General features: G+C 45.8%; 11 protein-coding genes. All 11 read left to right on the top strand.

Annotated elements, in window-relative coordinates; all coding sequences use genetic code 11:
- Window positions 1-2: 2 nt before the first annotated feature.
- The 11 genes from P3C17_RS02535 (at window position 3) to P3C17_RS02585 (ending at window position 11,957) form a co-directional block, all read left to right on the top strand.
- Complete coding sequence (locus P3C17_RS02535; protein WP_300927956.1) at window positions 3-1,208, top strand: NADH:ubiquinone reductase (Na(+)-transporting) subunit B; 1,206 nt, start codon at window positions 3-5, stop codon at window positions 1,206-1,208.
- Window positions 1,201-1,989 (top strand): Na(+)-translocating NADH-quinone reductase subunit C, encoded by a 789-nt coding sequence (locus tag P3C17_RS02540; RefSeq protein WP_300927957.1) that lies wholly within the window; start codon window positions 1,201-1,203, stop codon window positions 1,987-1,989. The genes P3C17_RS02535 and P3C17_RS02540 overlap by 8 nt, the downstream gene beginning before the upstream one ends.
- Window positions 1,982-2,611, top strand: coding sequence for an NADH:ubiquinone reductase (Na(+)-transporting) subunit D (locus tag P3C17_RS02545; RefSeq protein WP_008897272.1), 630 nt, complete (start codon window positions 1,982-1,984; stop codon window positions 2,609-2,611). The genes P3C17_RS02540 and P3C17_RS02545 overlap by 8 nt, the downstream gene beginning before the upstream one ends.
- A gap of 10 nt (window positions 2,612-2,621) precedes the next feature.
- On the top strand, window positions 2,622-3,230 hold the full coding sequence (gene nqrE, locus P3C17_RS02550) for an NADH:ubiquinone reductase (Na(+)-transporting) subunit E (protein WP_008897273.1): 609 nt from the start codon (window positions 2,622-2,624) through the stop codon (window positions 3,228-3,230).
- A gap of 25 nt (window positions 3,231-3,255) precedes the next feature.
- Window positions 3,256-4,482, top strand: a complete 1,227-nt coding sequence (nqrF, locus tag P3C17_RS02555; protein WP_300927958.1) for an NADH:ubiquinone reductase (Na(+)-transporting) subunit F — start codon at window positions 3,256-3,258, stop codon at window positions 4,480-4,482.
- Between the two features lie 160 nt (window positions 4,483-4,642).
- The gene (gene nqrM / locus P3C17_RS02560) at window positions 4,643-4,855 is read left to right on the top strand and encodes a (Na+)-NQR maturation NqrM (RefSeq protein ID WP_233078599.1); all 213 of its coding nucleotides are present in this window, start codon (window positions 4,643-4,645) and stop codon (window positions 4,853-4,855) included.
- A 157-nt stretch (window positions 4,856-5,012) separates the two neighbouring features.
- Window positions 5,013-6,551, top strand: a complete 1,539-nt coding sequence (locus tag P3C17_RS02565; RefSeq protein WP_300927959.1) for a leucyl aminopeptidase family protein — start codon at window positions 5,013-5,015, stop codon at window positions 6,549-6,551.
- Window positions 6,552-6,665: 114 nt separating this feature from the next.
- Window positions 6,666-7,961: an NCS2 family permease gene (locus P3C17_RS02570; RefSeq protein ID WP_300927960.1), complete on the top strand. Its 1,296-nt coding sequence runs from the start codon at window positions 6,666-6,668 to the stop codon at window positions 7,959-7,961.
- An 8-nt stretch (window positions 7,962-7,969) separates the two neighbouring features.
- The gene (locus P3C17_RS02575) at window positions 7,970-8,806 is read left to right on the top strand and encodes an MBL fold metallo-hydrolase (RefSeq protein ID WP_300927961.1); all 837 of its coding nucleotides are present in this window, start codon (window positions 7,970-7,972) and stop codon (window positions 8,804-8,806) included.
- Between the two features lie 75 nt (window positions 8,807-8,881).
- The gene (locus tag P3C17_RS02580) at window positions 8,882-11,551 is read left to right on the top strand and encodes an ATP-binding protein (protein WP_300927962.1); all 2,670 of its coding nucleotides are present in this window, start codon (window positions 8,882-8,884) and stop codon (window positions 11,549-11,551) included.
- A complete protein-coding gene (locus tag P3C17_RS02585) occupies window positions 11,538-11,957 on the top strand; it encodes an HIT domain-containing protein (RefSeq protein ID WP_300927963.1) in 420 nt (139 codons plus the stop codon). The genes P3C17_RS02580 and P3C17_RS02585 overlap by 14 nt, the downstream gene beginning before the upstream one ends.
- The last annotated feature ends 64 nt before the right edge of the window (window positions 11,958-12,021 follow it).

Here is a 12,021-nt window from a genome sequence, read left to right on the forward strand (position 1 = left end):
AAATGGGTTTAAAGCATTTTTTAGAAAGTATTGAGCCGCAGTTCGAGAAAGGCGGTAAGTACGAGAAGTGGTACGCTTTATACGAAGCCGTAGCTACAGTTCTGTATACCCCAGGTCTTGTGACCAAAGCGGGTACTCATGTGCGTGACAGTATCGATCTGAAACGTATCATGATTTTTGTCTGGTTAATGTTATTCCCTGCATTGTTTTTTGGCATGTTCAATATCGGTCATCAGGCGGTTATCGCGCTGCAGGCTGGTTTTGGTACGCCTGACACCTGGCAGGTGGCTTTGTTCCAGTTACTCGGTGGTGAACTGAGTGCTGAATCTGGCTGGGGCAGTAAAATGTGGTACGGTGCTGTTTGGTTCCTGCCTATTTACGCCACTGTATTTATCGTCGGTGGTTTCTGGGAAGTATTGTTTGCTTCAGTGCGTAAGCATGAAGTGAACGAAGGCTTCTTTGTCACCTCTATCCTGTTTGCCTTAATTCTTCCTGCTTCTATCCCTCTGTGGCAAGCCGCTTTAGGTATTACCTTTGGTGTGGTTGTAGCAAAAGAAGTCTTTGGTGGTACAGGTCGTAACTTCTTAAACCCGGCGTTAGCTGGTCGTGCTTTCCTGTTCTTTGCTTACCCTGCACAGATTTCAGGCGACAAAGTATGGACAGTGGCTGATGGCTATTCAGGTGCAACCTGGTTGTCTAAAGCAGTGAATGGCGAAGTGTCTGACTGGTCTATTAATGCCCAGTGGTGGGATGCTTTCTATGGTTTTATCCCAGGTTCAGTCGGTGAAACATCCTTCTTAGCTCTGATGATCGGTGGTTTAGCCTTAATTTATTTCCGTATTGCTTCATGGCGCATTGTGTTGGGTGTATTAGCTGGTACTGCTTTATTTGCCACTATGTTCAATATGATTGGTTCAGAAACTAACGCTATGTTTGCTATGCCTTGGTACTGGCACATTGTTCTGGGTGGTTTTGCTATTGGTATGTTCTTTATGGCAACTGACCCAGTCTCAGCGTCATTCACTAATCCTGGAAAATGGGCTTATGGTTTCCTGATCGGCTTTATGGTGGTGATGATCCGTGTGGTCAACCCTGCTTACCCTGAAGGCATGATGTTAGCTATTTTGTTCGCTAACTTATTCTCCCCATTGTTTGACTACATGGTGGCTCAGGCGAATATCAATCGGAGGCTTGCCCGTAATGTTTAGTAATAACGATAGTATTGGCAAAACCTTTTTTGTGGTGATTGCTTTATGTTTAGTCTGCGCCATTTTGGTATCAACAGCTGCTGTTCAGCTGCGGCCAAAACAAGTTGAAAACAAGTTACTGGACTCTCAGAAAAACGTTCTGGCAGTGACAGGCTTATTGAGTGAAGGCAATATCAAAGAGTTATACACCAAACATATTCAGGAGCGTTTAGTTGATCTGAATACGGGTGAATTCGTTGATATGGCTCCTGAAAGCTATGATTACCGCAGAGCAATGAAAGCACCAGAAACCAGCATCAAGTTGGAAGGTGCTGATGACAAGGCTTCGATTAAAAGCCGTGCCAATGTTGCTCCTGTGTATTTTGCTTATAACGAAGGCGTTGAGTCAGGCAAGTTGTCTGCCATTGTGCTACCGGTACATGGTTATGGCTTGTGGTCAACTATGCATGCGTTTTTAGCTTTGGATAATGACGGTAATACCATCAAAGGTATTAACTACTATGAACAAGGCGAAACGGCCGGTTTAGGTGGTGAAGTGCAGAATCCAAAATGGACAGCTCAGTTCGTTGGTAAAAAGTTGTTAGATGAGTCTGGTGCCCCAGCCATTAAAGTGATGAAACCAGGCAACGCCAATCCAACTTCAGCTTATGAAGTAGATGGTCTGTCAGGCGCCACTTTAACCAGCAATGGTGTGCAGAATACTTTCGATTTCTGGGCAGGAGCCAAAGGTTTTGCACCTTTCCTGACCAAAGTTCGTGACGGAGCATTAAACAATGGCTAGTGCAAAAGAAATTAAAACCGTTCTGTTTGGCCCTATATTTGCCAACAACCCTATAGCTTTGCAGGTTTTGGGTATTTGTTCTGCTTTGGCAGTAACAACCAAAATGGAAAAAGCCTTGGTTATGGGTATTGCACTTACTGTGGTAACTGCATTCTCTAACCTGTTTATCTCCTTGATCCGTAACCATATACCTTCCAGCGTTCGTATCATAGTTCAGATGACTATTATTGCGTCCCTGGTTATTGTGGTGGATCAGGTGTTAAAAGCTTTTGCTTATAATGTGGCGAAAGAGCTGTCGGTATTCGTAGGCTTGATTATCACCAACTGTATCGTGATGGGCCGTGCTGAAGCTTATGCGATGAAAACAGGTCCTGGTATGAGTTTCCTGGACGGTATTGGTAATGGTCTGGGTTACTCGGTGCTGTTGCTGATTGTTGCCTTTATCCGTGAACTCTTTGGTTCTGGTACTTTATTTGGTGTGGAAATTCTGCCTTTAGTCAGTGCCGGCGGCTGGTATCAGCCTATGGGTATGATGTTGATTGCACCTAGTGCGTTTATCATTATTGGCTTGTTGATCTGGATACTGCGTGCTTTCCGTCCAGAACAAGTTGAGAAGGCATAAGGGGCTATCGATGGAACATTACATTAGTTTATTTGTCCGTGCTGTCTTTATCGAGAACCTGGCTTTGGCCTTTTTCCTCGGTATGTGTACTTTTATTGCAGTGTCTAAACAAGTCAAAACGGCGTTCAGCTTAGGTATTGCTGTCACTTTCGTTTTGGGTTTATCTGTGCCTGTGAACAACCTGGTTTTCCATAACCTGTTAGCTCCTGGAGCTTTAGCCTGGGCTGGTTTTCCTGATACAGATTTAAGTTTCCTTGGCTTTATCACCTACATTGGTGTGATCGCGGCTTTGGTACAAATCGTAGAAATGTTCTTAGACAAGTACGTACCTGCTTTGTACAACGCCTTAGGTATTTTCTTACCTTTGATCACCGTAAACTGCGCGATTTTTGGTGCTGTAGCCTTTATGGTTGAGCGCGACTATAACTTCGGTGAAAGCGTAGTCTTTGGTTTAGGTAGTGGTGTTGGCTGGACTCTGGCTATCACATTAATGGCCGCCGTCAGTGAAAAACTGAAATATGCCGACATGCCAGCAGGCGTGCGTGGTTTAGGTTCACGTTTTATCATGGTTGGTTTAATGGGCTTGGGCTTTATGTCCTTCTCAGGCGTTTCACTGTAAGCAATTGCTGTAAAAGGAAAGAACAATGCAAGAGATATATCTTGGCGTTGGGATGTTCACCCTGCTGGTTGTAGCCTTAGTTGTTATGATTTTAGCTGCTAAAGCCAAACTGGTGTCTTCAGGTGACATTACCATTGGAGTGAATGGCGACCCTAAGTTAGCTATTCAGACAAAAGCCGGCGGCAAATTACTGAACGCTTTAGCTGACAGAGGCATTTTCCTGTCGTCAGCTTGTGGTGGCGGTGGTTCTTGCGGTCAGTGTCGTGTTCATGTTCATGCAGGTGGCGGCGACGTTTTACCTGTGGAAATGGGCCATCTGACTAAAGGTGATCGTCGTGAAGGTTGTCGTTTAGCTTGTCAGGTCAGTGTAAAAACTGACATGGAAATTGAAGTTGAACCAGAAATCTTTGGTATTAAAAAATGGGAATGTACTGTTATCTCTAACGATAACAAAGCAACCTTTATCAAAGAATTGAAGCTGGCTATTCCTGACGGCGAATCAGTACCTTTCCGTGCTGGTGGTTACATTCAGATTGAAGCCCCTGCGCACCATGTGAAGTATGCTGATTTTGATATTCCGGCTGAATACCGCGGTGACTGGGAACGCTTTAAGTTCTTTACGTTGGAGTCCAAAGTAGACGAAGAAACTATTCGAGCTTACTCTATGGCGAACTATCCGGAAGAAGAAGGCATTATCATGTTAAACGTGCGGATCGCGTCTCCGCCGCCAAATAACCTGAGCTTACCTTGCGGTAAAATGTCTTCGTACATCTGGAGCTTAAAAGCTGGCGATAAAGTAACGATTTCTGGTCCATTTGGTGAATTCTTCGCGAAACAAACTGAAGCAGAAATGGTATTCGTAGGTGGTGGTGCTGGTATGGCCCCAATGCGTTCGCACATTTTTGACCAGTTACGTCGTCTGAAATCCAAACGTAAGATGAGCTTCTGGTACGGTGCCCGTTCTAAGCGTGAAATGTTTTATGTTGAAGACTTCGACATGCTGGCTGCCGAAAATGAAAACTTTGTCTGGCATACAGCGCTGTCTGATCCGCAGCCGGAAGATAACTGGACTGGTTACACAGGTTTTATTCACAACGTATTGTTTGAAAACTACCTGAAAAACCACAAAGCTCCGGAAGACTGTGAGTTCTATATGTGTGGTCCACCGATGATGAACAAAGCGGTGATCAACATGCTCAAAGACTTAGGCGTAGAAGACGACAACATACTGTTGGATGACTTCGGCGGTTAAGCCAAAGCAAATTGAGAATGGGGTCCCTGGGACCCCATTTTTATTTGTCTGCTATTTGTTTTTACTTAGGGTATGTGGCCGAAACTTGTTACAATAGCGGCCTGTAACGGGCAAGCAGGCAGACTGTTTGTTCAGAACTTCTAAGTTTGATGAGGTTGCTATGGAAGTTTTTATTTTTACTTTTGTCATCCTGATAGTTGTAGTTGCTGCTATGGCTATCGGCTATATGGTGCAACGTAAAACCATAGCAGGCAGCTGTGGTGGTTTAGGTGCTTTAGGTATAGAAAAGGCCTGTGATTGCGATACGCCTTGTGAAAAACGCAAAGAGCGGATGAAAAAAGAGCAGGAATGGCAGCAGAATAAAATTATCTGATGCAGTATATGTTCATCTGTTAAATGTCCGTCAAGCCAGCTTTAGCTGGCTTGTCAGTTTTTAGCTACAAGCCCTGTACCTCTCCTCATTTCGCTCTATTGCCTCAAAGCCCAACCTATTCAATAATGCAGCTCATTTTTTTCCTGAGGTCATCTTTATGTCTTATCCTGTCGCTGTTGCTATCTCTTCTGTTCAGGCTGCACTGAATGACACCCAATGGGATGCACTGATTATTGTTGCAGCCGGTTTTACTGCGGTGACTGAATTACAGTCTGAAATCGACGCTGCTGCAGCGATCGACAGTCGAATTGGTAAAGAAACTGTACTGTTACTGTCAGGAAAAGCGCCGGGCCAACGTCTGGTGCTTTCGCCTACAGGCCCGCTGGACAGGGATTATGATGATGTCCGTAGCTTTTATGATGCAGCGAAGCAGGGGATTGCTCAGGCTAAAGCTGCAGGTGCTAAATCTCCTGCTTTATATGTGATAGCGCCAGACTCTGATGCTTATCAATATGCAGCTGAAGTGGCCTATTTAGGTGCTTGTCAGGCCTTATGGCAGCCTTTAGAGGGCCGTGAAGCCCGTGGTGAAGCAGTGCTTGAACCTGTTATCCAGATTGGTGTGATTGGAGTATCGGAACAGCAAGCCAGTTATATGAGTGCTGTGGAAGCCGGGAAGCGTGTCGCCCGTGACTTATGTGGTACTGAGCCTGAACGTATGGCTCCGCGTCGTTTTGCCGATTATTGTGTGGAAGCTTTTGCGGGTACTGATGTTCAGGTTTCGGTAGAAACCAAAGTCGACGTGTTGCAAAAAGACTATCCATTGCTGATGGCCGTAGCCCGTTGCTCTTTGCAGGTGGACCGCCATAAACCAGCAGTGATCCGGTTGGAATATCAGGGCGAAGGCGAAATCGAACAAACCCTGTTATTTGCCGGCAAAGGTCTGGTGTATGACACTGGTGGTGCCGACTTAAAAATCGGCGGCGGCATGGCAGGTATGAGCCGTGACAAAGGTGGTGCTGCTGCTGTGGCTGGTTTTCTGAAAACTGTAGCTTTGCTGAAGCCTAAAGGGTTAAAAATTATTGCTGAAATTGGCGCTGTACGTAACAGCATAGGTGCAGATGCTTTTGTGCCGGATGAAATTATTACCAGCCATGCTGGTATGCGGGTACGTATCGGTAATACGGACGCTGAAGGCCGTCTGGTACTGGCCGACTTACTATCGCATTTACGTGAAGACGCCAAAACTGCGGTCAATCCGACCTTGTATTCGATTGCGACTTTAACAGGCCATGCTGCACGTGCTGTTGGCCCTTATACTGCTTTGGTGGAAAACGGTGCCGCCCGTCGTATAGCTTTGTCCGCCGATTTAGCGATGATTGGTGATTTATGGGCAGACCCAAGCGAAATATCCCGCAGTCGTCGTGAAGACTTCAGCTTTATCAAAGGCCGCACTTCTGCCGATGATTTATTAAGCTGCAATAATGCTGCTTCTTCGGTAACTCCTCGTGGCCACCAGTTCCCAATGGCGTTTTTAGTGGCTGCTGCTGGTTTGGATCAACATGGATTAAATGCAGAACATCCACTGCCTTATTGTCATATTGATATAGCGGGCAGTGGTGTGGACGGCGGCGACTGGCAACATGGTAAACCATCAGCCGCACCAGTGGCTGCTTTGGCCGCTTACTACTGCCTCTAAACTAAAATTTGCTTGGCTGTTTAAAGACCCGGGGCTATGCTTCGGGTTTTTGCTTTATAGATCATGGCACATAGGCAAGTGACAGATTGGCTTTTCACAAATGGATAATTCTTTATGAATTTTATAGATCGTTATTTTGAGCTGACGGCGCGCCAGACCAGTATCAAACAAGAGCTGATCGCAGGTTTAACCACTTTTATGGCGATGAGTTATATCCTGTTTGTGAACCCCAGTATGCTGGCGCAAACCGGCATGGATCACGGCGCTGTTTTTGTTGCCACTTGTCTGGCTGCAGCTTTTGGTTCTATTGCTATGGGCATGCTGGCGAATCTGCCTGTGGCTTTGGCTCCGGGTATGGGGCTGAATGCTTTTTTTACTTATGTGATAGTGCTGGAACAAGGTCATAGCTGGCAGACGGCTTTAGCTGCAGTATTTTGTTCAGGTGTTTTGTTTTTATTGCTAAGCATTTTTAGAATTCGCGAGTGGATTATTCAAAGTATCCCTTTTGCGTTAAAGATGGGTATAGCTGCTGGTATAGGTATGTTTCTGGCGCTGATTGCATTAAAAACGGCCACTATTATAGTGGCTAGTCCTGCCACTTTGGTGACTCTGGGGGACTTACATGACCCTAAAGTGCTGCTGGCCATCGCAGGTTTTTTCCTGATTTTTGCACTGGCGCATCGTAAGCAACATGCTGCTGTGTTTATCAGTATTTTAGTGATCACTGCTATAGGTTGGTGGCGGGGCGATACAGAATTTAATGGCATAGTGGCTATACCCCCTTCTTTAGCTCCTACTTTTTTGCAGCTGGATTTCGCCTCGGTGCTGCAATTGGCCATGATTCCGGTCATTTTAAGTTTGTTGTTTTTAGACCTATTTGACACCTCAGGCACTTTGGTGGCGGTCAGTCAAAGAGCGGGTTTAATGAAACCCAACGGTGATATCCCCCGTTTAAAAGATGCTTTATTGGCCGATAGTTCTGCCACTATAGCAGGCTCTTTATTGGGTACCTCCACTACCACCAGTTATGTGGAAAGCACCGCGGGTGTCAGTGCAGGAGGGCGTACTGGGTTAACTGCAATAGTGGTTGGGCTGGCCTTTTTAGCTGCACTTTGGTTATCTCCGCTGGCGGCTATGGTGCCAGCTTATGCCACGGCAGGGGCACTACTTTATGTTGCCACTCTAATGCTGAGCAGTTTGCAGCATGTAGAGTGGAATGATCTGATCGAATCTGTGCCAGTGGTCGTAATCCTGATAATGATGCCGCTGACGTTTTCTATTGCCGATGGTATAGGCATGGGCTTTATTACCTATGCGGTTCTGTGTTTGGTCACAGGACGTTTATCGAAAACGACCTTGAGCGTCTGGGTGTTAACCGCAGTTTTTGCTGCGAAATTTTTCTTTGCATAAGGAAGGGTATGAAAAAAGTAACGGTTTTACTGGCATTGATGTTATCCGCTGCTGTCACTGCTCAGGATAAAGTACAGGTCACAAGCACTGAATTAGCACCGCATATATATATGATTAAAGGGGCTGGCGGTAATATTGCTGCTGTTGTAGGGCCACAAGGTGCGCTGGTGGTGGATTCACAGTACGAGCATATGGCAGCTCAAATCAAGGCTGAGCTTGAAAGCAAACAAGCCGGGGTGCAGATCAAGACTCTTATCAATACCCATTTTCATGGTGATCATGTCAATGGCAATGCGGCTTTAGCTTCTGGTGCTGAGATTATTGCACATACCAATGTATTAACCCGGTTAAAAGCGGACAGCAAATTCCCGGTGGCAGGTTTGCCTACAGAGACTTTTATCGGTGAAAAACAATTAAGCCTCAATGGCGTGAATTTAGAGCTGGTAACTATGCCTGTTAGTCACACCGATGGTGATTTGGTCGTCTGGTTTAAAGAGGCCAATGTGTTGCATTTGGGCGATTTGTTTTTTGCTGACCGTTTTCCTTTTATTGATCTGAATAGCGGTGGTTCAGTTGCGGGCTATATTAGCAACGTCAAACTGTTGCTCAGTCAGATTGATGACAAAACCAAGCTGATACCAGGCCATGGTGATTTGATGGATAAGGCTGGCTTACAGCGCTTTTTAGCCATGATGGAACAGACGCTGGCTGAAGTGAATGCGTTAAAAGCTGAAGGAAAAACCGAAGATCAAATAGTGGCACAAGGGTTATCAGCACAATGGAAAAACTGGAGCTGGAACTTTATTACTGAAGAGCGTTGGATCCGTACGCTATTTAAAGCTTAGTCTTGTAGTTCGTTAGCGCTCTGGTTATGCTTTGCCACATCATTGAGCGCTTTTAGGGCATAAACCAGGATCTTCATGAGGTTACGTGAAACTTTAGTAGTCTACATGCTGCCGATCCTGGTCTTGCCTTCATTAATTCTGGGTTATTTGTCTTATCACTTCAGTGCTCGCTATTACGAGCAGCAGCTTTTTCTACAGATTAAAAATGAGCTGGTGCAAAGGCAACAGGATATAAGGCTGAAGTTATCCTCCTATCAGCAAAGCTTACAGATTTTATCTGCTCAGCATCTTGTTGCACGTTTTATCTCAGGCGAACTGCAGCCAGCTTCAGAGTTGGTGCATGAGTTTGAGCGTTACCTCAGAACCGATCCGGAAATTAGCTCTGTTAAGTTTATTCGCTTAAATGGCGACTATCAGTTGACCATCCCTTTACAGAAAAAGACAGTAGAGACCAGCAGGTTCAGGAAGCAGTATTTTTCTGCCTTGCAGTCTATGCTGGATGACAATGGCTTTTTTCTGTCCAGTGAGCAAGGCTCCAGTCAGGTTAATTTGTATGTTGCTCAAAAGCTCTACTTATCGGGGCAGTCGCCCGGTGATATCAAACGTTTGTGGGGATACGTGGTTCTGGTGATAAAGCCTGAACTTTTCCGGACTGCTATCACTGAGTTAGCTGGTGAGTTTAGGGCTCCTCTGGTTGTGAGTCAGGCCGCTACAATAGCTTTCTCCGAAAATACTTTACTGATGGGCAGTGCATTTTCTCCGGTTCATTTCACTGAAATTCAGGCCAGTGTTGACCAACATCAGTTTGTGCCAACCTTGTTACTTGGCCAGTCTATGCTGGTGACTGGAGTGTCTCTGGCCGGACCTTATCAGCTAGTGATGGGGATCCAACCTGCATTGTTAGCCAGAAGTATGGAGTATAAGCCTTCATTAATTGCTTTGTTTTGTGTGCTGTTTTGTATAGGTTTGCCGGTATTGATTTACAGGGTGCTGGCCCGTTTTGTGTTGACGCCAATACGAGAACTCACTGCTGCTAAAACTGCGGTAGGGCGAGGGGATTTATCTACAGTACTGACCGTCAAAAAGCAGGACGAATTAGGTGATATGTTTGCTGCGTTTAATGTGATGGTGCGACAGCTGCGAGTGTACCGTGAACGTGAGCGGGCTTATCAGCTGCAGTTAGAAGACAAAGTCGCGGCCAGAACTCAGGATTTAGCCAATGCGAATCAGCAACTGGAAGATGCTAATCAGCAATTGATCCTGGCTCGCGAAGTGGCAGAACAAGCCAACCGATTAAAAAGCGTATTTTTGGCCAATATGAGCCATGAAATTCGCACACCTTTGACCGCTATTATTGGTTTTAGTGAGCAGGCCATTCATGAAAATGATCCTCACCGCCAACTGGATTACCTGAGTCGGGTGCTGCGTAGCGGTGATCATTTGCTGGCATTGATTAACGATATTCTCGACTTGTCTAAAATCGAAGCCGACAAGTTAGAGTTGCTGACCGAGCAGGTCAATCTGTTAGCCATAGTGGATGATATTTATCAGCTGACTAAACAACAGGCCGAACAAAAAGGTCTGCAATGTCTGCTGGAATTAAGCTATCCCTTGCCTCAGTTTATCTACACCGACACCTTAAGATTCCGCCAGGTACTGCTGAACCTGAGTTCTAATGCAGTGAAGTTTACTCAAAAGGGCAAGGTGGTGATTAGTATTTCCTACCAAACCCCGGAAGAAGTGCTGCGGATCAAAATTAAAGACACAGGCATTGGCATTACCGATCAAGAATTAAGTAAGTTGTTTCAGCCTTTTGTGCAAGCCGATGCCGCTGTCACCCGTAATTTTGGTGGTTCAGGGCTTGGCCTTTGTATTTCAAAAAAACTGATGGAGCAGATGAAAGGCGACATTCAGGTAGAGAGTGTCAAAGGTATTGGCAGTTGTTTTGAGATTGTGATGGCTTGTGAGCATCAACATATTAGTCTGGTGCACAGTTATCAGCGCACTGCTGCGGAAACCCCGGAAGTCGAAGCGCCGACAGACTACCACAAGCTCAAATTGCTGGTGGCCGAAGACAATCCTGACAATCAGCTACTTATTCAGGTGTTGTTGCAGAAGTTGGGTATTCAGGCTGTAATTGTGGAAAATGGCCATAAAGCCGTTGAGCGGGTGCTGCTTGAAAGTTTTGATCTGGTCTTGATGGATATGCAGATGCCGGAAATGGGTGGGGAAGAAGCCACAGCCTTGATACGCCATGCCGGCATGGACTTACCTATAGTGGCTCTGACTGCCAACGTGATGAGTGAAGATCAAAGCCGTTATCTCAAAGCTGGCTGCCAGGCCGTTTTATCTAAACCTATAGTGCAAAAAGAGTTCTTAGCTGTGATACAAAAGTTTTGTCAGGCAGGCACCATGCTGGATGAACAGCTAGAGGCACAACTGGCATCTGATCCTGTCATTATTCAGCTGAAAAAAGACTTTAAGCTGGCGCTGCCGGCCATGCTGAGCGACTTTCAGCTTTGGTTGTCTTCAGCCAACTGGAGTCGTATGCAATACGAAGCTCATAGTGTCAAAGGCAGTGCCGGCAGTATGGGCTATCCGAAGTTAACTGAATTGATGTCAAAACTTGAACTGGCAGCGCAAAGTGCCAATTTCGAGCAGGTGAACCAGCTTATGGCTGAATTTGCGGCTTTGGTGTCAGCAGATCAAGAGACAGAACAGGAGGTGAGTAGTGAGTCATCATGAGTTTAAGCTGGCGTCAGAGCTGGAACGCGATAGTATCTGGTTAGCCGATTGGCCTTTGTGCCAGTTACGAGTGCAGAACGATGCCAATTACCCTTGGTTTGTTTTGATCCCAAGGCGTTTGGACATGGTTGAAATTATTGATTTATCAGCAACTGAAAGACAACAGCTGTGGCATGAAAGTATGCATTTGTCGACATTTCTGAAAGTGGAGTTTCAAGCCAAAAAACTGAATGTGGCGGCGCTTGGCAATATGGTACCGCAGTTACATCTGCATCATATAGTGCGTTATGAAAATGACAGTGCATGGCCAGCTCCGGTTTGGGGTAAAGTGCCGGCCAGAGCTTATAGTGAAACCGCCTTGCAACAGTTAAAACAAAAGCTGGCGTTATTAACCTCACCCTCATGACGGTTCCGGCCTAAACTAGTAGAATTAGCGCGTTGTTTGTGGTGTATCTGAGTGAGCATCAAGC

Source organism: Rheinheimera sp. 1928-s (genome assembly GCF_029269265.1).
GTDB lineage: Bacteria > Pseudomonadota > Gammaproteobacteria > Enterobacterales > Alteromonadaceae > Pararheinheimera.